Here is a 26,999-nt window from a genome sequence, read left to right as displayed (position 1 = left end):
CAATGGATCTCGGACTGGCCGGGCGCGCCTATTACGTCACGGGCGGCAGCCGCGGCATCGGACGAGCAGTGCTGGCGCTGCTGCTCGCGGAAGGTGCCGCTGTCGCGACCTGCGCGAGAGACACCGCGGCGCTGGAGCAGATGCGTGCCGCATTGCCACCTGAGCACACCGATCGGCTGCTGACGCACACCGCCGACGTACGGGATGCGGTTGCCCTCGAACAGGCCGTCGGACAGGCGCTCGAGCGATTCGGACGGCTCGACGGTGTGTTGGCCAATGCGGGAGCCGGAGTCTCCGGCGGCGTGTTGGCCACACCGGAATCGGAGTGGCACAACCAATTCCAGGTGAAGGTGGGATCGGTGCTGAACTTGGTCACCGCGGCGCTGCCCGCGCTGCGCGAGTCGGACGCCGGACGGGTGGTGGTTGTCAACGGTGTCACCGCACACACGCCCGAGCCGGGCATGGCCGCCGTCAGCGCCACCCGCGCCGCCGTGGCCAATCTGACCCGTTCGCTCGCTGTCGAATTGGCACCGTCCGGCATTCTGGTCAATGCGATCAGCCTCGGCGCGATCGCGACCGACCGGCAGCACGCCCGATATCTCGCCTCCGGGTCGACCGAACCCTTCGCGGACTGGTCCGCGGGCGAGGCGAGCCGCCGGGACATACTGCTGGGGCGCTTCGGAACGGCGCGGGAGGTGGCTCCCGTTGCGGCACTGCTACTTTCACCGATCTGCTCCTATGTGACCGGTAGTTCCATCGATGTCTCGGGCGGCTCCGGTGGCCGCACCTGATTGGGAGATCGTCATTGCCAGGCACGGCCCGACCGAATGGTCACGAGCGGGGCGATTCAGCGGTCATACCGACATCCCCCTGTCAGCCGAGGGTCGGACCCGCGCGGCCGAACTCGGCAGAACACTGCGGCGACCGCGACCGGAAAGCATCCTCAGCAGCGATCTGACCCGGGCACGACAAACCGCCGCGGCAATCGCCCTGGCCGCCGAACTCGACCCGCACGACATCACGATCGACAGCGGGCTGCGCGAAGAATCGCTCGGATCATGGGAAGGCCGTACTCGAGGCCAAATCGCCAGTGCCAGCCGAGATGGCTACGCCCGCTGGCTGGCCGGTGATATCGGCGCGTTCGACGGCAGGGAAGGACTGGCGGCGGTGGCGCGGCGGGCCGTTCCCGTGGTGCTCGACCATTGCGCTGGGCGGCCCCGGACCACCGGGCGCTTCGTCGTGGTCACCCATGCGAATACGGCGTTGGCGCTCATCGGTGCGCTCCGCGATATACCGCCCGGTGAATGGGCGGAGCTGCCGTGTCCCGGACCTGCGGAAGCCATGCTCCTATGGTGAGTGGGGCCGCTCGGGCACTGGCCTGCGCGGTGCTGATCACTGCCATCGGCAACGGTCTGTATCTCGCCGGTGCGGTGCTCTTTCTGACCCGCTCGGTCGGGCTGAGCGGCACCGACGTGGGAATCGGACTGACGATCGCTGGCGTGGCCGGACTCGGTGCGGGACCTGTGGTGGGTGCCCTCGCCGACCGCTTCGGTGCGCGTGAGATCTATCTGGTCACGCTGACCGCCGAGGCGCTGGCCACCGGAAGTCTTGTCCTGGTTCATAGTTTCGCGGTGTTCGTGGTCGTCGCGGCCGCGGTCGGGATTGCCGAGCAGGGCAGCAGAGCGGTGCGCGGTGCGCTGATCGCACGGATCGGCGGGGATGCGCGAGCGCGGCTGCGCGGGTATTTGCGATCCGTCACCAATATCGGCGTGGCTGTGGGTGCCGCCGGTGCGGGTCTGGTCATCCGATCCGATACGCGCACAGCGTATTCGGCGCTGATCCTCGTCGATGCCGCCAGTTTTCTGCTCACCGCGCTGATAATCGCGCGTATTCCAGGCCAGCGGCCGCTGCCTCGCCCCGAGCGCACTGTGCGCCCGGACCGGTTGGACCTGCCGTTCCTGGCCGTCACCGCGATATTCGGTGTCCTGTCCCTGCAGTATGCGGTGCTCACCGTGGCACTGCCGCTGTGGATCGTCACGCATACGGCGGCTCCGGCCTGGCTGGTCTCGCCGCTGCTGCTCACGAACACCGTGCTCGTCGTCTGTCTCCAGGTGCGGGCGGGCCGCGGCGTCGAGTCCATCGCCGATGGCATTGCCATCACCCGCAGGGCCGCTGTCCTGTTGGCACTGGGCTGCCTGCTGGTCTGCGTAAGCGGCGCAGGTTCGCCGGTATTCGCCGTGACGGTGCTGACGCTCGCGGTGATAGTGCACACATTGGGTGAAATCGGCCACGCCGCAGGCGAATTCGAGATGAGCTTCGCGCTGGCTCCGGAGCACGCACAGGGCCGCTATCAAGGGATCTTCGGCATGGGAACGGGAGCCTTCATCGCCGCCGCCCCGGCTCTACTGAGCCTGATCTGCATAGCTTGGGGCCCGGTTGGATGGATTCTGCTCGGCGGCATACTTCTCAGCGCCGGACTCGGCATCGGGCCGACAGCGCGCTGGGCGCAGCGCCGCGCCGCACATCTTGTCGACGCCTGAAACCGAGCAGTGCAACTGCGCCCCAGCAGATCTGGACGAATGGCGATTGTGCGGCAAACCGCGTCGGGCGAGGCTGGACCGATGGTCATTGCTCGGATGGCACGCTCACCGGCACCTACTGGTAGCTCGGTGAAGCTGTTCCGGAGTGGTGGTCGTGACGATGGTATACCTCTGCTGGTGGGCGATGAATTGGTAGCCGGTGAGCTGACCATCGACGGGCTCGCGCGCAGTTTTGCCGTGCGTCCGCCGCGCGGGCGGAATGCGCCGTTGGTACTCGTGCTGCACGGGAATCAATCGGGCAGCACGAGGACGTATGACCGGCCGATCATGTACGACTGGACCAGTTTCGCCGCCCATGCCGACGAATGGGGCATCGCCGTCGCGTATCCCGACGGTCACGGCGGCTGCTGGGCCGATGGGCGCGGGGTCACAACGGCCGACGAAGCGGGGGTGGACGATGTGTCGTTTCTGCGCGCGGTGATCGATTGGTGCGCCGACCGGTTCGGCACCGCCCCGGATCGGACACTCGTAGCCGGTATTTCCAACGGCGCGTTCATGTCTCACCGATTCGCGCTGGAAGCCGCCGATCGAGTACCGGTGTTCGCCGCCGTCGCCGGGGGCCTCCCTGCGGCATTGTTGGATGTGCGGCCCACCCACGCGGTATCGGCGATGCTCATCAATGGCGATGCCGACCCGATTCAACCGATCACCGGCGGCTACTCCGGTCGCCGTGGCGCCAACGGCGAACCTCGCGGCCGCACACTGGGATTGCTCGAAACAGCCCGACACTGGCAGAGCCTCGATCACTGTGTGGACGACGAGAACCCGATCACGACCGACAACTCGAGCCGCCACACGGTAACCGGCGGCGTCGGCGGAACCCAGGTCACCGCATGGACAGTATTCGGCGGCGGCCACACCTGGCCGGGTACACCAGTCCCCACGGAATGGGCGAACTCCCCCGCCGCAGCCACAACCCTCGAATTCGACGCCGCAGACCAGATCTGGCACTTCGCCCACCCCCTCCTGACCCCAGCATCAACCCGCCAACTCTGAACCCCGGCCCGCGTCTCTACGAAGAATGCTGCCCCGCGCTGAAGGTGAGCGGATTCGCGCGGTTGCGGTCAACCGCTGGCCGCGGCACTCGGGTCAGGCACGGATGTGCAGCCCGAACCCCGTGCGCCCCTTCGGTTCCAGGCCTTCGCGTAACCGCAGAGCTGGCAGTTCGTAGTCGCCGCCGTTCTGGATGCGGAAGGCGATCGGATCTGTCTGTTCGATCGTCAGTAGGCGCTGCTCCCATGCCTTGGCGGCGTCGGTGAAATCTTCGGGCGAAATGCGGTCCGTGCCGTAGATCAGGAATGGCGGCAGCACGTCCATGCCGGGGTAGTAGAGGATGCCGTGCTGGATCGGGAAGAGCAGATCGTCGATGGGGCCGTTGATGCCGCGGTCGCTGTAATGCGGTTCCCGGCCGCCGATCGTGACCGACAGTAAGGCTCGCTTACCCGCGAGGGTGCCCTCGCCGTAGCGGTCGCCATAGCGGGTGTCGCTGTGTTCGCCTACGCCATAGGCGAAGTGGTAGGTGAAGACCCGGTCGAACCAGCCCTTGAGAATCGCGGGCATCGAGTACCACCACAGCGGGAATTGGAAGATCACGTTGTCGGCCCAGCGCAGTTTCTCCTGCTCGGCCGCGATATCGGCGCTGAGTGTGCCGGTGTCGTACGCGCGGCCGGAGTCCGCGGCGACCCGCAGTGGGCCGCTCGTCCCGCCGAAATCTTCGGCGTCGACCGTCGCCTTCCATCGCATCGCGTACAGGTCGCTGACCTGCACCTCGTGCCCGGCCGCACGCAGGGTGGTGACCGCGATGTCCTTGAGCGCGCCGTTGAGTGACTGCGGTTCGGGGTGGGCGTGGACGATGAGTGTCCGCATTTGCTGCTCCTTCGGATCGGATGTGTTCGATCTTCGGACTCCACGCGGACGCCGTTCAGGGACGCTTTTTCCATCGGATGGGACTTCCTGGTATCGACAGGACCACCCTCGCCCCCCGCAGCCGTGGCAATACTGGAGGGATGGACGAGCTCAGCGACTTCCTGCGCACGCGGCGGTCCCGGGTGGATCCCGGATCCGTCGGCATCACTACCGACTCACGCCGCCGAGTGGCCGGATTGCGCCGAGAGGAGGTCGCACATCTGTCCGGGGTGAGCGTCGACTATTACGTGCGCTTGGAGCAGGGGCGGGCGCGGCAGCCATCCGCGCAGGTCCTCGACGCGCTGGCCCGGGTGCTCGGCCTGGCCGAGGTGGAACGTGAGCATCTGCACCGGCTGGCCCGCCGCCCGCAGCGCCCGGCGAAGTCGGCACCGAATGTCCGCATCCGCCCCGAGCTGCGGCGGGTACTGGATCTCATCCCCGACGCGCCCGCATTCATCGTCGATCACCGCCTCGACGTGATGGCGGGCAACCGGCTCGCGGAACTGCTGTACGGGCACAGCCCGATGAAGGGCCTGAATATCGCCCGCCACATCTTCTTGGACGACTGCGGCTCGCGCTCGATCTATGCCGAATGGGAGGTTTGTACCCGCGATGTCGTCGGCCACCTGCGTCTCGCGGCGGGCAAGTATCCCGACGATCCGAAACTGTCGACCCTGATCGGCGAACTCGCCGTGCACAGCGACCGCTTCCGCAAGCTGTGGGCGCGCGCGGACGTCCGCTCCCGAACCCACGGCCGCAAGGCCTTCGTTCATCCGCTGGTCGGCACCCTGGACCTCCATCAGGAAAACTTCGCGCTGCCGGAGGAAACCGGCACCGAACTTGTCATCCTCTCCGCCGAACCCGGCAGCGAATCCCACGACAACCTGCGCCTGCTCGCCAGCCTGGGTGCCACGGACGCCGCCTCCCCCGACCGCCATATGACACAATCCTAGCGAGCGTCACATTCATGTAATACCGTGGGGTGGAAGGTTACTGGAGAACGGGGCCGCCGATGACCACCCCACGCGACGCACTCGAACGCGATATCGTCACCGATTTCAGCTCTCGCATGAGCTACGGCGCGTACCTGGACCTCGACACCTTGTTGAGCGCACAGCATCCGGTCAGCCGACCGGAGCGGCACGATGAGCTGCTGTTCATCATCCAGCACCAGACCACCGAGCTGTGGCTGAAGCTGGTACTGCACGAATTACGGGCCGCGCGTGCGGCTTTCGATGCCGACGACATCGGCGTCGCACTCAAATGCATTGCGCGGGTGAAACATATCCAGAAGACGCTGACCGAGCAGTGGTCCGTACTCGCGACGCTGACGCCCACCGAATACGCGCAGTTCCGTGAATTTCTGGGGAACTCGTCCGGGTTCCAGTCCTATCAGTACCGTGCCATAGAATTCATCCTGGGCAATAAGCACGCGGCGGTACTCCGAGTGTTCGAATCCGATGCCGACGCACACGAACTGCTGACCACGCTGGTCCGGGAGCCAACCCTCTACGACGCATTCTGGCGTCATCTCGCCCGCACCGGGCTGGACGTGCCGCGCTCGACGCTGGAACGCGATGTCACCGAGGCCCATACGCTCGACCACGAATTGCTCGCCCTGGTGCAATCGATTTACGCGGCGCCGGAAGAACATTGGTCCGTGTACGAGACATTCGAGGAACTGGTCGACCTGGAGGAGAATTTCCAGCTGTGGCGGTTCCGGCATCTACGCACGGTGTTGCGCGTCATCGGAAGACGAAGCGGGACCGGCGGATCCAGCGGCGCGGGATTTCTGCAGCGGGCACTCGAGCACACCTACTTCCCGGAACTGTTCGCCGTCCGCACCTGGACCGGACACTGACCGAATCGGCGGTATCGCCGCTTCGAGTCGAATCGCCACTCGACACCCGCTCGACCTCGACCTCGAATGGATACCCGACACGCGATGACCACTGACCAACAGCCGCTCGCGGCCCCCGTGCTCGACGACTTCGACGCACGGCCCGGCAGCGCGACGTCCGTTGTCCGCACCGTGCTCGGCGCGTATGTCCGTGACCTCGGCGGGTGGATCGCAGTGGCCGATTTCACCGAAATTCTCGCCGTGCTCGATATTCCGGCACCGAGTACGCGCACCGCGATCACACGACTGAAGAGCAAAGGCGTGCTGCACGCCGAAAGCCGCAGCGGGCGTGCGGGTTACGCGCTGACCGACGCCGCACTGGCCATGTTCACCCGCGGCGACCCGCGAATCTTCGGATTCCGCCAGATGTCCTCGGGCGATCCGTGGCGGCTGCTCTCCTACGGCATCCCTGAAACCGAACGCGCCGCGCGACACCAGCTTCGGCGACGGCTGTCCGCGATCGGCTGCGGCACAGTCTCGGCTGGTCTGTGGATCTACCCCGAGTACCTCGCGGCCGAAGCAGCCGCCATCGTCACGGCCCTGGAACTCGACGACTACGTAACCTCATTTCGCGCGACCGAACTTGTCGTGCCCGGCACCCTGCGCGAGGCCGCCGCACAATGGTGGGATCTCGACGACCTCGCGACCAAACACCGAACCTTCTACGAGCGGCACCGCAAAATCCTCGACCTCGGCGAGGGCAGCGACCGAAATGCCTTCGCCCACTTCACCATGATGCTCGACGAGTGGCGAACCATCCCCTACGTCGATCCTGGACTTCCGGACGAAATGCTGCCCGTCGATTGGCCGGGACCTGCCAGTGTGCAACTGTTCGCCGAAGCCGGACAGCGATATCTCGAACCCAGTCGACGATGGGTGCAAACGTTCATCGGCTACCGCCGTGCCTGATGAGCAGGCACGACAGCACGATCTCAACCGTCGAGACGCCAGCGCCCTGATCCGTCGGCACCGAAAGCGGGCACGCCGATGCGGCGGGCGCTCAACTGTTCGCAGGCATTCGCGCGGACACTCGACTCCCTGGTTCAGGCACGCTTCGGGACCAGCTCGCATACGGTGGGGCGGGTGCCGAGCACACGTTCTTCCGTGCTCTGCGTGAGCACATTCGACGAACCGAGATGCCATCGGCCCCCGCGCGAGGACACCGGTTGGGACAATGTAATCCCCGATCCCCGCTGATCGCGGCTGTTACCTCGATCATCCGCAGTTGTCCGCTCCGGTCCTGACCTGGCGCGGGAGGCTGGCGCGAACACCTTCCGAAGGCGAGACAGCAATAGGACTAGGCTTCCACCGAAGGTGACAAGCCGAACGGAGAGGGCTGATATATGGCGTCCGCGACAGGATCCGCACAGATCGGGGTTACCGGACTGGCGGTCATGGGTAGCAATATCGCCCGGAACTTCGCCAAGCACGGCTACACGGTGGCGCTGCACAACCGCAGCATCGCCAAGACCGACGCACTGCTCGCCGAACACGGCGGTGACGGCGATTTCGTACGCACCGAAACGATCGAGGAGTTCGTCACGGCGCTGGAGAAGCCGCGCCGGGTGCTGATCATGGTCAAGGCGGGCGATCCGACCGACGCGGTCATCGAGGAACTCGCCGCTGCCATGGAGCCCGGCGACATCATCATCGACGGCGGTAACGCGCTCTACACCGACACCATTCGCCGCGAGGCAGCCATGAAGGCGCGCGGGTTGAACTTCGTCGGCGCGGGCATCTCCGGTGGTGAGGAGGGCGCGCTCAACGGTCCGGCGATCATGCCGGGCGGCCCCAAGGAGTCCTACGAATCCCTCGGTCCGCTGCTGGAATCGATTGCCGCGCAGGTGGACGGCACACCGTGCTGCACGCATATCGGACCCGACGGCTCCGGGCACTTCGTCAAGATGGTGCACAACGGCATCGAATACGCCGATATGCAGCTCATCGGCGAGGCCTACCACCTGTTCCGCGACGCGCTCGGCTTCGACGCCAAGCAGATCGCCGATGTGTTCACGCAGTGGAACTCCGGCGAACTGGAGAGCTACCTCGTCGAGATCACCGCCGAGGTGCTCCAGCAGGTCGATGCGAAGACGGGTCAGCCGCTGGTGGATGTCATCGTCGACGCGGCCGAGCAGAAGGGCACCGGTCGCTGGACCGTGAAGTCCGCACTCGATCTGGGTATCCCGGTCACCGGCATCGCCGAGGCGGTCTTCGCGCGGGCGCTGTCGGGCTCGCGTGCGCAGCGCAAGGCCGCGGTCGGTCTCGCCGCGGGCAAGCTCGGCGAAAAGCCCACCGACGTCGCGCAATTCACCGAGGACATCAGGCAGGCGCTCTACGCGTCGAAGATCGTCGCGTACGCCCAGGGCTTCGATCAGATCGCCGCGGGCAGTGCCGAATACAACTGGGACCTGCGTCCCGGCGACCTCGCCACCATCTGGCGCGGCGGCTGCATCATCCGGGCCCGCTTCCTGAACCGGATCAAAGAGGCCTATGACCAGAACCCGGAACTGCCCAGCCTGATCCTCGCACCGTATTTCCGTGCGGCGATCGAAACGGCGATCGACAGCTGGCGCCGTGTGGTAGCAACGGCCACCCTGCTCGGCATCCCGGTGCCCGCGTTCGCATCCTCGCTCTCGTACTACGACGCTCTGCGCGCCGAACGCCTTCCCGCCGCCCTCACCCAGGGCCAGCGCGACTTCTTCGGCGCGCACACCTACGAGCGGATCGATGCGCCGGGCAAGTACCACACGCTGTGGAGCGGCGATCGCAGCGAGGTTTCGGCCGACTGATCGGGAGCGGACAAGCCATCGGCATGTAGCGGTATCCGCGGTCATCACCGACCGCGGATACCGTCGCCGCGATCCCCTCACGCGGCAGACGTCGCGGACCGGGTCGCGTCCTGCCGGACTGACAGCGTGACCCCAATCCCAGCTCTGGGAAGGCCCGACAATGAACAGCCGGATATGGGTTTATCGCGCTGGAATGAGGAGGACTGCTTGGTGGACGAACCGGGCGGACCAGCCGCCGAGCAGCAGCTCGCCGATGCGCTGAAAGCGCTCGGACCGACGGGCTGGCAGCAAGCGGACGCGGTATTCGCGATGACGGTGGCGGGCGAAATCGGCCAGCTCGTGTACTCCGTCGGCGACCAGATGATTCCGCTCTCGCCTCCGGAGTCGGTCCTCGAGCTGGTCCGGGAGATGCGTACGGTCGCGGCCCGAGCCAACGGCGGACCGTGGTGGCGCATGCTGGTGGTGCTGGCCGAGTCCGGCGCGCTCGATATCGATTACGACTACGGCGAGCAGCCGTTCCCACCCGGGCAGCTATTCGCTCCAGAGGCGTATCGCGCGGACCTCGCGGCATATCCGCGCGCCAGGATTCCGGTGTGGTTGGGCGCCTACATCGGCCACGGCGACCGGCAGCGCCGCACGCCGCAACAGGCTGCGGCCCAAGCGCGCGCCGATCGATCCGGCCAGGTGTGGGCGACATTGGCGGAGTACGAATTCCCACCCTTCCCGCAGATGTGGGCGCGCTGGGCGACGATCGCCGCGGCATTCGTGGCCGCCCGGTCGGAGCACGGTCCGCGCATGGAGCCGTGGACAGGTGTATTCGACGGCGCGGCATTGGACGGATCGACGCTGCATGCGCTCCCGGCCGGACGGGCGGTGCTTTCGGGCGGGGTGTGGAATGCCCCAACCCTGGACGCGGTCTACAACGGCGGCGAGCCGATGCCGAATCTCTATGCCGGAGCACCGGATTGGGTGGCCGATCCGGTGCTCGACCCGCGCGCCGCATCGGGTCTGCTGTCGTTCTGCTACTGGTGGGAGGCCGGGCGCTGGTATCGCGGGGCGTCGCCGTCGGCGGAGGAGTGCGCTGTGGCGGTGCCGGGTGTGTGGACCAGGGAAACCGTGCTGGGTATCGTCGCCGATCTGCTCGGCGAGCCGAAACCTGGTGCGCGCGAAGCGATTGCCGCGCTGCTGGCCGCGGCCGAGGTCGGCCGGGTCACGCGCCGGGAACTGGTGGATGTGTTCGGCGAGGACGGCCGGTTCGATATCGACGGTGCGCTCTATCAGTACTCGATGGCGGGATTGGCGCCGCCGACCCTGGAACCGATCCCCGCGGCGGAGGCGATCTCCCGAGTGCGGGATTACATCACCGGGCGGGTACTCGACACCACGGGCTATCCGCTCGACCAGTTGGTCGCCGAACGATTCAGCGTCGGCTGGATGGTGCATGTGCCGGTGCCCGCCGGGATGGTCGCGACCGATCGGGCCATCTTCTACATAGGCGACGACGGTCTGCTGGAGCAATCGTCATCGTCCATCGATCCGCCGCGCTATATCGCCGACTTCGAACGCCGATACGCCGAACGCCACGGCTGATCCGGAGGAAGGTAGTCATGGACCGTTGGGAGCGAGAAGGGTTGCGCTCGGCCAACTTCGGGATCCGCAATCAGGTCGAGAACATTCTCGACGCACTCGGCGAGCAACGCGCCCACCGGGCCGAGGCGCAACGGAAGTTGGATACCGCACGCTGCGAGGCGACCTCGGCGGATGGTCTGGTGGAGGTGACCGTCGACAACTCCGGTGTCCTGATCGACGTGCGGTTCACCAAGGATGCCGCGCATAGTACCGCCGAGCAGCTGGGCCGGTCGGTCACCGAGGCCGGACGGGAGGCGGCCCGGCGCATGCGGGAGCAGACCACACAGATCCTGGCCCCGGTTGTCACGGCCGTCCACGCCATGCCCGATCTGCCCGATCTGGTGCTCGGCGCATCGAGCCTGCGTCAGCCGGAAGGAGCCGAACCCCCTAGCTATTCCCAAAATTGGGAAGGCGGGCCACGCCCGAAGTAAGATTCTTCGCCAGGCAATCGCCTTCTCGGTTTCGCTGGTGAGGGTTGAAGGGTGACCGGGTATGGGCCAGTCGTTGCATATCGATCCGGACCGTATTCATGCGCTCGTCACCGAACTCGCCGCGGTCGCCGAATCCGCTCGCCAAGATCTGGCCGAACTGACGAACGCCCTGGCTCACGAGGGCAAACCATGGGGTGACGACGAGCCGGGGCGAATGGTCGGCGAAACCTATGAGCCACAGGCGAAGAAGGGGCTGGAGGGCTACCAGAACCTGGTCGATAATCTGCGCGGATTGAGCAAGGGTGTCAGCGAGGTCGCCGATGCGTTGGACGACCAGGATCGCGACGGCGGTCAGCAGATCCGCAGCATCGGCTCGAACCCGCCGGTATCCGTTACACCGGATCCGGTGTGGTCCGGTCCCGGGACACCCCGAACCATCTCGCCCGCAACCGATTCCGGGACGAACACGAACGCGACGCCGACATCTCCGAACACTTCCACTCCCACCTCCTCCCCCCAGCCGACCGCTACCCCGACCGCCTACCCACGACCGGAGACCCCCGGCTACGGTCCGGTCGCCGCACCCACGCCGGTCGCTCCGCAGTCCGTGTACCCGGATTCGAGCACACCGCCGACCGGACCGGACGCCGCATCCCAGCCCGAGGCGCAAAGCTCGACCGGAGACGGTGAGAATGCCGCGACGCCGTCGGTCGCGGACGATTCGATCCCAGCCGCGCCAGGTGCGACATCGCCCGCCGCCACAGCGCCACCTCGGGCCGGTGATCCCGCGGCTGCCGAGAAGCCGACGGGCACCCCGTGGTCGCGGACTCCGGGCGCGACCTACCCGCCGATACAGTCGGGCACGCCCTGGTCGGGAGCCCGTACCGGCGCTCGCCCACCGGCACAGGTCTTCGCACCGTCCCCGGCCGGGGTTGGCCCGGCACAGTCCGGCGATCAGAAACGAAAGGACAAGTCGCGCAAGAAAAAACGTGAATCGCCCGAGGCGGCGCAGGCCCGAGTGCCGACCGATGCGGCGGCATTGGCCGCGGTCCGGGAGCTCGCCGATCGGCACGGACTGCAGATCGTCGGCTTCGACACCTCGGGTATCGGCCAGGAGACGGTCGCGCAATTAGCCGCGGCTATCGACGATATTCTCGGCAAATATCCGTTCGTCGAACTCGGCGGCCTCGAGATCACCGGCCTCGGCGACGGCCGGATCTCTCGGGTGACCCGCGATCGAAGCGAGGACGAGTCGCAGGCGAGTACCGGCTCTTGGATCCTGCTCGACCGCGCTCTCGTCGCGAACCCGGCCCAACTCAGCGAAAGAGTCTCCGCCGCAATACAATCCGGGAACTCTGTAGCCGGATCCGAGGAGCGACCGATGTATTCGACGATTGTCGGCGACCTCGGCCGGATCATGGAGAGTCAGGCGGGTCAGCCCATCCGGGGACTCGTGCAGCGAGCGCTGATCACCGAATATCGGCGCATCGACGGCCCCTGGGGCGCCGGGGACAGCCTGGCCCGCATCGTCGGCGGGTACCGGCGATGGCGAGACCAATTGGGCGCCAACAGCATCCTCGACGGTCGGTTCCAGCCGAGCGCGGCGTTGGTCGCGGCATTCGTCGAGGTCGAGTTGCGTGGCGATGACGCGTGCGGTCCGGCGCGGGTGCTGTATCGGTTGTTGGTGGAGGGCGCGAGAGGGCGGTCGACGCCTCGGTGAGTGTCACTATCCCTCCCGACTGGCCCGACTGGCTGACCCGCTGGGTGATCGGCCACTTCCCGGTCGGTAAACCCGACGACATGCGCGCCGCGGCCGACGCTTGGGCGCGCTCGGCCGAAAGTCTCACCGTCACGCAGCGGCACCTCGAACGACTCGCACACGAAGTGGCCGCCGCGATCCAGGGTGAGGCGGGCGACGCGATCCAGCGACAGCTGAAGACCGAGATCGCCAATACACGCAATCAACGCGAATTCGCCGACGGCATGGCCACCCTCCTCTACGACTCGGCCAACGCCATCGAACTCGAGCAGTACATCGTCATCGGTATCGCGGCGGTACTTCTCGCCAATCTCCTCATCGATTCCGCCGTACCGATGAAGGCCGCCAGCGACCGTATCGCCGCCGATGTCGCGGCCACCGCCGCCCGCCGCGACACCATGGCATTCTTCTTCCAACGCGTCGGCGCCTTCATGCAGCGCTACCCCACTATGGCGCTCGCCATTCGCGCGGCCATCATGGGCGCGGTCTCCATGGGCGGCGTCGTCGCCGGGGCGCAATACGTCCAAATCGTCCAGGGCCACGGCAAACCCGGACGCCGCACCAGCATCGATTGGAACCAGGTCGGGGTGGCGGCGACCGCCGGTGGGGCCGGCGGCCTGTTCGGTGCCCTGGCTACCCGCGCGGTGCTGCCCGGGCTCACCCGCATGGCGGCCAATGCCGCGACACCGATGGGACGCACGACCGGACGCGTCGTGGCCGTCGTGCTCGCCAGCGCTACCGGTGGAGCCGCGGGTGGAGCCGGTGCCGCGGTGGTCGTATCCGAGCTCACCGACACCAAGCTCACCGGCCGGTTCGTGGTCCAGATGATGGTGATGGGTGGCGCCAGTGGCGCCATCGCGGGCATCGGCGCGGCGGTGCGCGTCAGCCGAGCCATGAGCACCGCCCGGCCGCCCGAGGGGACCGTCCCCGAGATCGGCGGCTCCCGAGGCAGTCGCGACGACAGTTGGCGCGATGGGCTCCCGGTCCGATCAACGCCGGACTGGGCCAGGGCGCAGAGCAGTGACGTCACCCCCCGGTCGCGCGAGGAGACCGTCCCCGAGATCGGCGGCTCCCGGGACAACAGCTCGCGTGATGGACTCCCGGTCCGAGAAACCACCGATGATGGCCACAGACCCTGGCAGCCGCCCAAGAAGACCGTTGACGATATCAACGAGCTCGGCAAGTTACGCGATGACGAGAGCGGCGGGTCATTAGAAGATGCCTTCCGCAAACTCGATGAGGGCGGCACTTCGCGGCCTCCGGATACCGACCAACCGTCATCGGGTACGCCACAGGATCCCTCCGCGTCGCCGACCTCCCCCGCAAACAAATCCGAATCCGGCCACGGCCCGAGTCCCTGGGATGACGCGCTGGAAGGACTCATCGCGGGAGAGTTCGATACCGCGCCTGCCGATATCGTGGCCGCACCGGGGAACTCGTCAGCGCCCGGAACCGCGCAATTCCACAGCAGCCGACCCGAGACTCCGCAAATGAGCCTGGCCGGAACCGTCGTCGCCGCCGAGGGCCAGCCCAGCGCCACACCGGGATCGGTGATGACGATGAGTGCCGACGCCCCCCATGTCGAGAACAACACCCACATGGCCGCCGCCAAAGATCTCGGCGGCAGTGGAGGCGGCAACGGATCCGGTGTCACCGCGGGACCGCCTGTCTCACACGGGGGTCCACCAACTGGAGGCGGACCGCGACCACCCGGGTCCGGGGAAGGGCCCGGCCAATTACCACCCGACCCAGACGAGGCCATCCTCCTCAACCTCGATTTCTTCGACTACGAGCCGGTCACACCTACCGGTAACTCCCCGACGGCGACGCCGCACACCGCGACCGCCACACCGGTCGAACCAGTTCCGGGCAGCGGGTCCGGCTCGATGCCGACGGAGGCGAAGAGCCCCACGGCACAGGGCGGTCCCGGCGGCACACCGGCAACACCCGCTGCCACACCTGTGGCCAACACGCCCCAGGCCACCCCGCCACAGCAACCCCACGCAGCACCGCACGGCAACCCGCCCCAGCAACCGCCGGTCAACCCGCAGGCAGCACAAGCCAATACACCCCAGGCCACGCCCCAAGCGGCGCAAGCCAATCCAGCGCACCCGCAAGGCACACCAGCCAACACACCCCAAGCCACACCACCAGCGGCGCAAGCCAATCCAGCACACCCGCAAGGCACACCAGCCAACTCCCCACAGCATCCCCATGCCGCAGCTGCCGGTGCCGCAGCGAATAACCTTGCAGCCCAGGCCATCCCACCGACAGCACTGGCTGGAGCCGCGGCACTGAGCGGACCATCGAATCCCGAGAACACACTGGGACTCTCGGCACCGCCGCCCGCGATGTCCGGCGGGCAGCCGACCGACAACGACCAGACCCACAGCGACCCAGAAGAATTCCCCGACCGCATCGGCACGGTCGTCACACCCCCGATGCCAAGCTACGTCCCCGCCCAACCACAAATCGACGAATACCCCAACAACGCACCCGACGAATACACCCAACCGGGAGGCAGCACCTACAAGATCCCCGGCCAACCCGACGCGCCGAGCGGCCCACCCCCCAACGCGATCCCTATAGTCCCGCACCCGTCGACCCCGGCAATTCCCGAGACCGGACCTGCCATACCGCCGACGGACCGCCCACAGCTCCCGATCCCAGACCACGCCGTCCCCGGCGCACCCGCCGAAAACGACGAGCAGAAGCCCCGCGTCCACGACTCCGAACCACCCCTACCCCGCCACACCAACACCCCCGCACCACACCTACCCGCCACACCAGCCGACCGACCCACCGAACTCAACCCACCATCCCACTACGCCACCACACCCGACCCCGGAACCCCCGGCGCCCCAACCCAACCCACCACCCCCCAACTCGACCGCCACAGCACCAACTACAACCCACCCCTCACCACCGAACCCACCCGCGGCGGCGTCCCCCCAACCACACCCGCCGCACCCCTGCCGCAACCCGTGGCTCCGGCGCGCCCGGTCCCGATGATGGCCCAAGCCTCGGCCGTCAAGAAGAAGCCCAAACCGAAGACACCGCCACCTGAACCAGCCAAGTCGACGCTCAAACCCCTGCCGATACCGATACCGGTGCCGATCCCACAACCCGCGGCCCGTCGGCGCACCCAACCCTCCACGCCACCGGTCCGCACGAACGCGACCAGACAGTCGGCACGCACAACGGGACGCGACCTCGCCATAACCCTCGCCAACCCCACCGGTGCGATGACCGCGCCCGTGCTCACCCCCACCGAACCACGCGGCCGCAACCTCGCCGAGCAGGTACTCGGCGGCGGCCTCGCCACGGCGACCCGCCCCACCCGAGCCACAGACACATTGGTCCGCCCCGTCGAGGAAGCCGAGCTCGGCCGAATACTCGATAGTCCCGATAACAATTGGCTCGACGGACTCCTGCTCCCCACCGAGCCCGAATCGGCCGACAAACACCCGACCGTCGACGGACACACATCTTGGCTGCACGAGCAGACCATCGCCGACATCGAGGAGATCGGCAGCGCCCTCTTCCACGAACTCGGTCTACCCGACGACGAGGGCGGCACCCGACAGAACGCACCGGGTCACGGGTGGAGTTCCTGGGACGCGGCCCTGGAAGAACTCACCCGAGATGCCCATGCACCCGCGCCGACCGACCCCATCACCACACCGGCAAACCCGGCAGCAACCGGCCTCCCCGGCACCGGCCAATTCCGCCGACCCGAGACTCCGCGACCGAGCCTCGCCGGAACCATCCTCGCCGCCGAAGGCGAACCCGACACCACACCGGGATCGCCGCTCACAACAAGCACGCCCACCCAAGCCGACACCAACACCCACACCGCCGCTACCACTGACCTCAGCGGTGCCGACAAGGAGACCGAACTCGCGGCGGAACCACTCGCCACGCACGCGACCGGCCCCGAAGCCAGCGAGCTCCCGTCCGCACCGCACGAAACGACTCTCGTCGACCTCGACTTCTTCGACTCCGAGCCGGTGATCGACAAGGCCGCCCAACCGTCCACCCCGCAAATCGGCCCACGCCAGCCCAATACACAAGGCGCTGAAGCCAATTCACCACAGCCATACGCCACATCCTCCCCCGACGCGGCACCGAGCAATCTCGACGCCCAGACCATCCCACCGGCTGGCACCATGCCGCCGAATGGGCCGACGGCGCTGGGCGGCGCGATGCCGCCGAGCGGGCATGGACCATCGAATACCAATGCCACCTCGGGACCCTCGACACCGCCGCCCGCGATGTCCGGCGGGCAGCCCACCGGCAACGACGAAAACCCCGGCGACCCAGAAGAATTCCCCGACCGCATCGGCACCGTCGTCACACCCCCGATGCCCAGCTACGTCCCCGCCCAACCACAAATCGACGAATACCCCAACAACGCCCCCGACGAATACACCCAACCTCAGGGCACCACCTACAAAATCCCCGGCCAACCCGACACACCAAACGGCCCACCCCCCAACGCAATCCCGATCGTCCCACGCCCGACCACTCCGGTCGTGCCGGAAAGTCGACCCGCTGTCCCCCTCACCGACCGCCCACAGGTCCCGATCCCAGACCACGCCGTCCCTGGCGCGCCCGCCGAAGACGACGGGCAAAAACCCCGCGTCCACGACTCCGAACCACCCCTGCCCCGGCACGCCAACACCCCGGCACCACACCTACCCGCCACACCCGCCGACCGCCCCACCGAACTCAACCCACCATCCCACTACGCCACCACACCCAATCCCGGAACCCCCGGCGCCCCAACCGAACCCACCACCCCCCAACTCGACCGCCACAGCACCAACTACAACCCACCTCTCACCACCGAACCCACCCGCGGCGGCCTCCCCCCAACCACACCCGCCGGCCCCCTGCCACAACCAGTGGTCCCCGCCCGCCCGATCCCGATGGCCCAAGCCTCGGCCGACGACCCCAAGAAAGGCAAACGCAAACCGAAGACGCCACCGCCCGAAACACCACAGACGCCACCGGAACCACCTGCGCCGGTACCGACCTCGCCGCCACGCCCGCAACCACGTAAGCGCAGCAGCCCGTTTAATCCACCGATTCGCGAACAGTTCATCGTTCGCCGAGACGGCGAAGATACCGGCGTAGTAGGTGAAGAAGGACAGCGAGTCGTTCCCGCCGGACGTGCCCGCGCATGGGTGCGATCGCTGCCGGAGAAGTTCCCTTGGCTCACCGAGGATCTGGTTGACACCGCAGAGCTGCTGGTGTCGGAGACGGTGGCGAATTCATTGCGGTGGACTGCGCACGAGGTCGCGGTCATCCTCACCGTGACGGATACCGACGACGTCCGCAAGGTCCGTTTCACGGTCACCGACAAGAGCACAGTCGTCCCAGAAGGCACCGACATGCCCGACTGGGACGCCGAACGCGGCCGCGGCGGCCCGTTGGTAGACATGCTCTCGGCCGACCACGGAACCACCGTGCAGGACAACGGCAAAGCCACCTGGTTCGAACTGGATTTGCCACCGGGTGACGCATCAGCCCGCACCGATACGACAATTCCGGGCGACGATCAGCCGGGCTCAGATGCGACGCCGCCGTCGCGTCCGGGCTCGCCGACGGATCGAACGGACAACGGATCCGATTCCGCAACAAACGCAGAGCCGCAAGCGCGAGCAGAAACTCAGCGACGAAACGGCGAACCTGAGCAGGCACCGCCAGCCGAGTCCGACTCCGGCACACCACCACCGCACCAAGTGGCCGATTCAGACAGCCATGCCGGGAATCCGAATGCCGATTCAGCCTCGCAACGGTCGCCGCAAGAACTGCGCGAACAGCATGGGCCCGAAATATTCCGCTCGATACTCGTCCTGCTCGGTGTTCCGGCGCCACCGGTAGGTCGGGATGCCGCAACCGTGGTGCAGTTGGCTCGCGAAATCAACGGCATAGTGTTCCGTTTTGCGGAGACGCACACGCGGCTGATTCCCGAGGACACGGGTGTCAGCGAGTGGTTGCGTGGCCTCGCAGCGGATGTCGTAGACCGGTGGCGTCAGCTGAATCCCACTCAGCGAAAGCTTGTCACCGAGGCCATGAACGCAAGGCAGCGTGGCTCGAACATCAGCGTGCTACAGCGCGGTGCGCTCCGCAGGTTGGTCCTGCAGGCACCTGAGGAATTCGACGAAGCACTCGACGACGGCAGTCAGCGGCACGACGACAAGCCACCCGCCGACACCACTCCCGCCGCGACCGACCCAGAGGCGGCAGAAGCAGCAGCCCGACTGGAGGCAGAACGCACCGCCGCCATCGCCGAGGTAGCCCTCGAGGTCGGCGTCGGTGTCGAGATCGTCGAGATGGTGTTACAGGGGCGGTCCGCGGTCTCCGAGGAGGCAGCCACGCAAGTGCGGGAGGCAGCCGATCGGCTCGGGTACTGGAACCAGGTCACCAAGCCGGATGTCGCCCGTGCGGCGGGAGTCAGCTTGACAACGGTCGACAAGGTGCTGGGTAACGCGCGCGGCGGGATCGACGAACGCACCAGACAGCTGGTGCTCACCGTGGCGGCGCAGATCGGCTACACCGGCAGAATCACCCGTGCGGCAGTTGCCCGAGAAGCCGGTGTCGGGGTGGGGACAGCTGAGAAGGTCTTGCGGGACGGACCCGTGCTCACATCGGGCGTTGCGACCGCCGTCCGGGAAGCAGCCAGCCGTCGAGGACTGCTGAAGCCACCTTCGGATCATGGCCTGCCGGGCCCTGGCCAGGTCGCGACCGGTGCCACCGCAGCCGAGGTGGCGGAGCGAGCCGGGGTATCTCGACAGCGGGTCTACGGGGTGATGCGCGGCGAGAACACCCGCGATCCGGAGACAGCCGCCCGCGTACTCGAAGCCGCCGACGCGGCCGGATTCCGAGTTCAGTCCCCAGGCGCCCCTCAGCTCCGCATAATCACGCGTTCGGCGCTGGAGCGCGCCATCGAGGACTTGCCGGAGGATGTGGCCGAGTACGTCACGCTTCGCTACCTGGAGGGTCGATCGGCGGAGGACATCGGCGCCGCTCTAGGTGCCGACGCCGATATCGATGAGCTGCCCAGGTCAGCGCTGTCTTATCTCAGCGCCTTTTTCGCCGCTGAGCTCAGTGACGACACCGTGGTGTACGGCAGCGCACGACAGGCAACTGCCGCTGACGTGGCGTGGCTGGCCGGAACGACCACTGATACGGCGGGCCGCGCGCTCGCGGGTGACGATGTCACTGACGAGACCGCGAACCGGGTAACAACGGCGGCTGATCGCCTCGGCTTGCGACGCGGCGCTTCGCCTTTGGACTCCGATCCGAACGCGGCCACCGGGCTTGTCTTCGAACTGAAGCCAGAGCCGGGTATCGGTCTGCCCGGGGGCGAGGTTATGCAGAATCTGGCCGCCCGACCGAAATTCGTGGATAGACCGAGCCAGCCAACCTTAGCCGACGTTGCCCAAGCGGCCGATGTCGAGATCGCAACGGCGCATTGGGTGTTACTCGGCGGATCCGGTCCCGGGCCGGACACCGTGAGGCAAGTTCTCGAAGCTGCCGAGAGCCTCGGGTATCCGCACCAACCGTCGACGACCGGCGGCGCACGCGGACATCAGTCGTTAACGGTTCCGGACGTGGCACAGCACGCTGATACGACCGAAGCACAGGTCCAGGCAGTGCTCGGCGGCGAAATTATCGATCCGGCCATCGCGTCCCGCGTCTGGGAGGCGGTCCATGCGCTGCTTCCGCAGGTACGGTCCGACGCCGACCTAGACCCAAGCGCGGTGGCTGTGCCGAGGGAGTCGCTAGAGCACGCTATTGGCCAGCTCCCGGAAAGGCTGGCGACATATGCGACATTGAGGTACCTGGCCGGATACACACCCGCACAGGCCACTTCCGCGGTTGGCCTCCCGCCGCAAGCTTCTCAGCGAATCGGCCAAGCGGTCCTTCGCCAACTGTCCGAGCTCCTGTCTGCCAGACTGGAGACGGAGCTGCCACGCCAGAGCACTCTACGGCGAGTTCGAATCGAGGACGTTGCACAGGCAGCCGGGGTCAGTCGCACTGCGGTCTTCCGTGTGCTCGATGGCAAGCAGGTAATCGATCCGGATATCGGCCGTCGTGTCTGGAATGCCGTGGCGCATTTGGGATACCGACGGCTGCGATACACGAGCGACCCGATACCGGACGATCCCGACGTCCTCACCGGGCTGGCGTTCATGTCCGGCTCAGCAGCAGGCGCTACCTTCAATCTGCCCGAGCCCCCCGATTCTGGGCGTCCGGGGGATGGGACTACGGGCCGTGCCCCCGGTCCCACACGTCAGCGTCCATCTGGCCCGGGCGCTCGACACCACCACGCAGGCCCGCCGCATCACACCATCGGGATCGGTCCCGCCGATTTCGATTCGAGGCGCCACCACCACCCCCCGACAAATGGCCCAACCGGTCCCCACGGACGCCGCGGGCGCCAATCGGGCGCAAGGAATCCCGAGCCTGACGGCACTGCCCTGCACCCCAGCGGTACCCCCACCGCGCCCGCGCCCGATCCAGTCGGCATCGTGGGGCCGAGCGGCGACCGACTGTCCCCTCGCGAAGTCGAGGTGCTCCAGCTGGCGGCCGAAGGCAAGTCGAACAGCGAAATCGCACAGCAGATCGGCGTGTCTGAAAGCGGCGTCAAGAAAAGTCTACAAAGAACCTTTCGCAAGCTAGATGTGCGCAATAGGACCGAAGCCGCGGTAAAAGCAAGAAACGCCGCCGATGCGGTGGCCGTCATTGCGCCGCTGTCCAAACGGCAAGCAACAATTCTCAGACTGATCACTCAGGGCAAGACTAATGACGAAATCGCGGAAGATCTGCAGATAACCGCCGAAACCGTCAAAACTCATGTCAAGCGGATCCGCCGCACGCTCGGCGTGTCCAGTCGTAGCGAACTGGTAACGGGAGTCGGCCCTGACGGGGTGGAACTAGCGGAAGCCGACCATGAATTCCTTCGGCTCCGACGCGGAATTGTGCTGGCGTACTTGATCGGCAACGGCGCCGTGAGTCGTACTGATATCCGCAGAATAATTCAAGGTACCGACGCCGACCTGCAGGATTTACTCGAAGAACAGGACAACACACGATCCATCGATACGGCACGCGCGTTGGCTGGCATGGGCAAGCAGACACTGCGCCGCACCTTATCCGGAATGTACGTTGGCGCGCGCAAACTCCTGAACGAAGCCGTCGAAGCCGTGCGCAATGGCCGCCGGATAGACCCTTATCAACTCTCCGCGGTCAACCGGTTCGCCGGTCGAGTACACCAGATACTGCCCGAAATTCAGCTCAACATACTCGAACTAATTGCCGCCGGAAAGACGAACAGCCAGATCGCGCAGGACCTCACGGTGACCGAAAGTGTTGTGAGGAAGAGCATCGAGAATATTCTACGAACGCTCGACGCCAACGATCGCACGCATGCGGTAGTTCAGGCGCTGCGTCAGGAACTTCTGACGTTGAATGACATCCCGCAGCGGGATCAAGAGGCCGAGCCTCAATTAGGTGAACGCGAAAGTAGAATACTACCTCTACTCGCCGCCGGCGATACACACGAGGAAATCGCGCATGCGACCGGGCTGTCGCAAGGTATTGTGGCAAACAGCATCAAGAGAATTATACGAATATTCGGCGCTCGCAATCAGACCGAGGCGGTAGTTCGCGCGCTGGTGCTGGAAATTCTCGAACTGGCGAGCATCCCGATAGCAGAGACCACGCCTACTCGTGCGCTTTCCAAGAAGGAACTGAACGTTCTCCGACAGGCCGGTGCCGGTAAGGCGACCGGGCGGATGGTAGAAATTCTGGAGGCCCTCGGTGCCCGCGGCCGAACCGAGGCCGTTGTTCGAGCACTGCGCATCGCACTGCTCGACCTGGACGAAATCCCGCTGCCAGACGGCCCCCTCGATCTGTCACCCCAAGAAATTCGAATGCTTGCCCTTGTCGCCGCAGGCAATGCAAACAATCGAATCGCATCTGCTCTGGAACTGTCGGAAGAGACAGTGAAATCGGCACTGCCGCTGATCTTCCTGAAGCTAGGAGTCCGTGACCGGACCGGCGCTGTGGTCGAGGCACTACGCCGGGGCAACCTTGCCCTGGACCGCATCCCAGAGTCTGATGACCCAGACCAGCCATCGGCGCAGCCCCCCACCCCCGCTGGCGGATCCACTGGAAGTGCCAGGCGCGGAAGAGGTCCCGCACGTCAGCGCCCAGCCGGCCCGGGCGCACCCCACCGGCATACCACGAGGCCGCATCAGCTCTTCCCTGGCGGGATCGCACCTGCCGACCGCGACCCATTCGTCCGGTACCACCATGGCGCAACCGGCCCCGATGGACACCGCCAGCGCCAATCAGGCGCGAGGAATCCCGAATCCGACGGCATCGCAGCACACGCGAACCAAGATCCTGGCGGCGTTGGTGAACCAGATTCGGCCGCAGGCACTTCCGCGGCAGCCCAGTCACAGCCGGAGACCTCAGACCTTCCCGCCCGGCCCCCATCGGAGTCACTTCGACTGGATGAAGATCGGCGCACACACATCCTGGATGGCGATGCGACCGGCGGAGGCCACCGGCACGGTACGGGCAAACCGGGTAAGACCGAATTCCCGTCGGACTGGGACGATGAGAAGATCATCGAAGTCACCTGGGCCGTCGTCGAAGCCTGGAGTGATCCGGAGTTGCGCGAGTCACTGGACGGTAGGACCGGAGACACGCACTTCTGGCAGCTCGAGCAAGTTCACGAGGGCGTTCATGTAGTCGTTCGGGTGGCGTTGGACGGGCGGATCCTCACGGCCTGGCCCGCGAGCGGCCCTGGCGTCGTCCGGAACCCGGCGCCGCCACCTCCACAACCCCAGCCGCCGACCCGGGTTTCGATAAGCCGTCGGACCGTGCGCAAAGTCCTGGTCAGTCGCGGACCGAACAGCAAGGCGCCAGGATTCGCCAAGTTCCCGGCCGATTGGGTCGAAGACGAAGACGGCTTCATGGCCATCGTTGCGACGGCGGCAGAACGCGCCGTCCAGAACGACGCCTTCGCCGATCACCCAGGTCGACCGAATCGGCAATGGTTGCTGCACTGCGAGTACGACGGCGTCACCTTCGTTCTCGATGTCGATGCCGCAGGCCGAGTGATATACATGTGGCCGGAAGGCGGTCCCGGGGTCACCTACAATCCACCGGCCACGCAACAGCATGCACACGCCAACCAGGCCGATGCGACTCCCGCACAGACATCGAGCACCACGCACACAGGTGAAGGCGATTCCAGCACAACAAGTTCCGGCTCGCCGACAGCCAACGCCGAAACGAGAACGACGCCGTCCGACGGCGAAGGCGGGCCGGGCGGCGCGCCAACGCCGAGAAACGACCGCGACTCGGGCTCCGAACAGCTCGCACAGGCACCCGAATCCCCGGCTCCCGATTCACCATCGACGCGCGATTTCGCGACGGCAGTATTCGCGTATGCACTGAACGCGGTGGCGCAAGCAGTCGGACAGGGCATTATCGAACTCGATCCGGACCAACAGCGGCAACTGGCTCGTGACATCACCGAGCAAACACTGCTCATCGCGGACGAAGCCGGTATCACAACCGATTTCGGTCAAATACTCGCGATCGCGGATGCCAACACCCCGGTTCTGCTCGAATACACTCGGCACAGCTTGCCGACCCAGCCCACCGAGGCCGTCGAAGAACGGCCCAGGGATCGGGCAGAGTTGCTGCTGGAGATTTTCCCGGCGGATTTCTCGGCGGCAGATCTAACGGAGATCGCGCAAGCCATGGGCTGGCGCGACACCGTGACATTGGCGTTGCGCCAGGCGATCCTGTCCGGCCGAATTCCACCGGAGACGCACCTGCCCTCGAGCAGAGCAGCCGCCGACCGTCTCGGTCTGTCGTTGGCAACTGTGGCAGCGGCGTACCGCGAACTAGCAGGCTATCTCGAGAGCAGCGGCAGTCGCGGCACGACGGTGGCCCACGACAGCCAGTGGCCGAATGAACCGGCATCGGACCCAGGTGTACCGATGCTCGCACAGCAACTGCTCGACGTGCTCGCCGCAGAATCACCGACCGGGGAGCTGGCCCAGAGCGCGCAAGCCATCGGCTGGCGCGACACGGTGACATTGGCGTTGCGCCAGGCGATCCTGTCCGGCCGGATACCAGAGGACACCCGACTGCCCTCAGCCAGAGCGCTCGCCGACAAGCTCGGCGTGTCGTCGGCAACTGTGGGAGCCGCGTACCAGGAACTCGTCGCCGACGGCGATCTCGTGAGCCGCGGCAAGCGCGGCACCACGGTGGCGAGACACCGTCAATCGCGCGATGCCGCGGCCCCCGATGCAAATCGGACTACCGCCGGTGGTGCGGGACCGACACGTCGACGCCCGGCCGCTCGCCCCGCATCGCGGCAAAAACCGCGACACGACCCCCTGATCGGCTGGGGTGCACTCCCTGACCCGGACGCCCCCTGGGACGGTGGCGAATTCAAACTCACACCGGCACGCAGACAGATAGCCGAACTCGGAGTGTGGCACAACGACGGCGGCGGCGCAGCGCGAGGAGGAGACAAATCCGATAGCCCGGATACAACCCCCACCGAGCCCGACGACGCAGTCCCGAACCCCACCGCACCAAACCCGCAACCACAAGCAGCACCCCCTGGCGGCGGACGCGGCGGACAGACCGGGCCTCTGATGTCCGGGCGCGAATTTCTCGCACGATACGAGGCGGCCGAACGCTCTGGGCCTCCTGTTCTGGTGACACCCGACTACATGTGGAGGCAGAGCAGCATCACGGAGTTGCTCATGTATCCCGATGGCTTCCGTATGGTGAGAAAGAGCGGGCTGTCGCGTGCGCAGGTCGCCGCCGAGGTAGTGACGTCCGTGGTCGGCTATGTGCTCAAAGCACCGGTACCACCGGTGTACGAGGTGGCTGACGACGCCGTGATAATGCCATGGCTGCCAGGCGAATCCGCAGGCATGAATCGCGACCTCGAAGGGGTCGCTCCGATGGAAGCTCTGTCGAACCATCCGGACGCCGAGCAGTTGGGTCTCCTCGATCTGTTGGTCAACAACCGGGATCGAGAAGGCAACTGGCTGAAAGACACCGATAGCGAGCTCGTACCTGCCCACGAGACGGATCACGAACCAGGCATTCGCTTGTACGGCTTCGACCATGCCCTTGCCTTCCTGAGGCGCGGTGTCGACCCGCACGACACACCGTGGGTCCGGCACTATGTCAGCGCCCTACACCTCGATCGCGAACCCGACCCCTACGACTGGGTCCCCAACAGCCGGAGCCAGTCCGAGCTCGACGAGTACGAACGCGGCATCCGCGCAATACACGAGTGGTTCGACTTATACGAGGATGACCTGGCGCCGAACGCCTACGAAGACATGCTGGCTCGACTGGCCAAGGTGCGAGAGCACGCCCGCGGGCCAGCCCCCACGGACGACGGCGTGCTGGGCGAGCAGGCGTCCATTGATACCGACAACGGACCGAGTCCAGCGGCGGACGAACCGGACTCAGGTTCCGATGCGACCTCCGCGCAGACATCGAGTAGCGCGCGCGAAGGCGATTCCAGCACAACAAGTTCCGGCTCACCCACAGCCGATGCCGAAACCACTGCGACGCCGTCCTATGACAAAGCAGGCCCGGGCGGGACAGTCGGCGGGGCGCCCCCCGGCCCAGAGTTTGATGCGGGTGTCAACCAGGCGATCGCCGCACAGGTGTTCACATTCTGCGGCACCGAGGTATTGGGGCTGGACCAGTCCGGAATTCATGTCGATACGGCGCTGGCTGTCCGGAATGCGATCGTGGACGCGGCGGCCGAAGCCCCCGCTGCTCATGCTGCGGCGATAATCGTCATCCCCTTGCCCGACGACGTCTTTGCCGCCGCTGATTGGATACTCGGCGAGTATGTACTATTTCTCAATGAGAACTATTTGACCAATCCGGAATATTTCGCAGCCCGGATGG

At 66.3% G+C, this 26,999-nt stretch carries 13 protein-coding genes (1 of these 13 only partly in view); 12 read left to right on the top strand and 1 reads right to left on the bottom strand.

The features are described 5' to 3' along the window. The first annotated feature begins 2 nt into the window (after window positions 1-2). From ACQP1T_RS12785 to ACQP1T_RS12770, 4 genes are all read left to right on the top strand, one after another. Complete coding sequence (locus ACQP1T_RS12785; RefSeq protein ID WP_433760188.1) at window positions 3-791, top strand: SDR family oxidoreductase; 789 nt, start codon at window positions 3-5, stop codon at window positions 789-791. Further along, complete coding sequence (locus tag ACQP1T_RS12780) at window positions 778-1,356, top strand: histidine phosphatase family protein (protein ID WP_433760187.1); 579 nt, start codon at window positions 778-780, stop codon at window positions 1,354-1,356. The genes ACQP1T_RS12785 and ACQP1T_RS12780 overlap by 14 nt, the downstream gene beginning before the upstream one ends. Next, entirely contained in the window at window positions 1,350-2,540 is a 1,191-nt protein-coding gene (locus ACQP1T_RS12775; RefSeq protein ID WP_433760186.1) for an MFS transporter, read from the top strand. The genes ACQP1T_RS12780 and ACQP1T_RS12775 overlap by 7 nt, the downstream gene beginning before the upstream one ends. A gap of 177 nt (window positions 2,541-2,717) precedes the next feature. Next, entirely contained in the window at window positions 2,718-3,596 is an 879-nt protein-coding gene (locus ACQP1T_RS12770) for an alpha/beta hydrolase family esterase (protein WP_433760184.1), read from the top strand. Window positions 3,597-3,689: 93 nt separating this feature from the next. On the opposite strand, the gene ACQP1T_RS12765 is transcribed toward ACQP1T_RS12770, so the two are convergent. Beyond that, window positions 3,690-4,466, bottom strand: coding sequence for an NAD(P)H-dependent oxidoreductase (locus ACQP1T_RS12765; protein WP_433760183.1), 777 nt, complete (start codon window positions 4,464-4,466; stop codon window positions 3,690-3,692). 140 nt (window positions 4,467-4,606) lie between these two features. Here ACQP1T_RS12765 and ACQP1T_RS12760 point away from each other — a divergent pair, with 140 nt between their 5' ends. The 8 genes from ACQP1T_RS12760 to ACQP1T_RS12725 all read left to right on the top strand — a co-directional run. Continuing rightward, complete coding sequence (locus tag ACQP1T_RS12760) at window positions 4,607-5,458, top strand: helix-turn-helix transcriptional regulator (RefSeq protein WP_433760182.1); 852 nt, start codon at window positions 4,607-4,609, stop codon at window positions 5,456-5,458. A 59-nt stretch (window positions 5,459-5,517) separates the two neighbouring features. Continuing rightward, window positions 5,518-6,366 carry a tryptophan 2,3-dioxygenase gene (locus ACQP1T_RS12755; protein WP_433760181.1) on the top strand — a complete coding sequence of 283 codons (849 nt, stop codon included), beginning with the start codon at window positions 5,518-5,520 and terminating at the stop codon, window positions 6,364-6,366. Between the two features lie 84 nt (window positions 6,367-6,450). Continuing rightward, window positions 6,451-7,314: a PaaX family transcriptional regulator gene (locus ACQP1T_RS12750; protein ID WP_433760180.1), complete on the top strand. Its 864-nt coding sequence runs from the start codon at window positions 6,451-6,453 to the stop codon at window positions 7,312-7,314. 434 nt (window positions 7,315-7,748) lie between these two features. Then, a complete protein-coding gene (gene gndA / locus ACQP1T_RS12745) occupies window positions 7,749-9,194 on the top strand; it encodes an NADP-dependent phosphogluconate dehydrogenase (protein ID WP_433760179.1) in 1,446 nt (481 codons plus the stop codon). Between the two features lie 210 nt (window positions 9,195-9,404). Next, window positions 9,405-10,784, top strand: a complete 1,380-nt coding sequence (locus ACQP1T_RS12740) for a hypothetical protein (protein ID WP_433762177.1) — start codon at window positions 9,405-9,407, stop codon at window positions 10,782-10,784. 17 nt (window positions 10,785-10,801) lie between these two features. Continuing rightward, window positions 10,802-11,254: a YbaB/EbfC family nucleoid-associated protein gene (locus ACQP1T_RS12735; RefSeq protein ID WP_433760178.1), complete on the top strand. Its 453-nt coding sequence runs from the start codon at window positions 10,802-10,804 to the stop codon at window positions 11,252-11,254. 61 nt (window positions 11,255-11,315) lie between these two features. Next, window positions 11,316-12,974: a hypothetical protein gene (locus ACQP1T_RS12730; RefSeq protein ID WP_433760177.1), complete on the top strand. Its 1,659-nt coding sequence runs from the start codon at window positions 11,316-11,318 to the stop codon at window positions 12,972-12,974. After that, a protein-coding gene (locus ACQP1T_RS12725) for an MFS transporter (RefSeq protein WP_433760176.1) crosses the window boundary here: on the top strand, window positions 12,971-26,999 show its start. The gene runs 26,699 nt beyond the window's last position; 14,029 of the gene's 40,728 nt are visible here — the first part of the coding sequence; it begins with the start codon at window positions 12,971-12,973; the stop codon falls past the right edge of the window. Before ACQP1T_RS12730 ends, ACQP1T_RS12725 begins: the two co-directional genes overlap by 4 nt.

It is taken from the genome of Nocardia sp. CA-135398 (assembly GCF_050955845.1).
GTDB lineage: Bacteria > Actinomycetota > Actinomycetes > Mycobacteriales > Mycobacteriaceae > Nocardia.
This window is presented reverse-complemented; position numbering and strand designations above follow the sequence as displayed.

Bases quoted from the DNA above. Each gene is read 5' to 3' on its own strand.
- ACQP1T_RS12750 (WP_433760180.1), top strand. From the start codon at position 6,451: ATGACCACTGACCAACAGCCGCTCGCGGCCCCCGTGCTCGACGACTTC.
- ACQP1T_RS12730 (WP_433760177.1), top strand. From the start codon at position 11,316: ATGGGCCAGTCGTTGCATATCGATCCGGACCGTATTCATGCGCTCGTC.
- ACQP1T_RS12755 (WP_433760181.1), top strand. From the start codon at position 5,518: ATGACCACCCCACGCGACGCACTCGAACGCGATATCGTCACCGATTTC.
- gndA (WP_433760179.1), top strand. From the start codon at position 7,749: ATGGCGTCCGCGACAGGATCCGCACAGATCGGGGTTACCGGACTGGCG.
- ACQP1T_RS12765 (WP_433760183.1), bottom strand. From the start codon at position 4,466: ATGCGGACACTCATCGTCCACGCCCACCCCGAACCGCAGTCACTCAAC.
- ACQP1T_RS12735 (WP_433760178.1), top strand. From the start codon at position 10,802: ATGGACCGTTGGGAGCGAGAAGGGTTGCGCTCGGCCAACTTCGGGATC.
- ACQP1T_RS12775 (WP_433760186.1), top strand. From the start codon at position 1,350: ATGGTGAGTGGGGCCGCTCGGGCACTGGCCTGCGCGGTGCTGATCACT.
- ACQP1T_RS12760 (WP_433760182.1), top strand. From the start codon at position 4,607: ATGGACGAGCTCAGCGACTTCCTGCGCACGCGGCGGTCCCGGGTGGAT.
- ACQP1T_RS12785 (WP_433760188.1), top strand. From the start codon at position 3: ATGGATCTCGGACTGGCCGGGCGCGCCTATTACGTCACGGGCGGCAGC.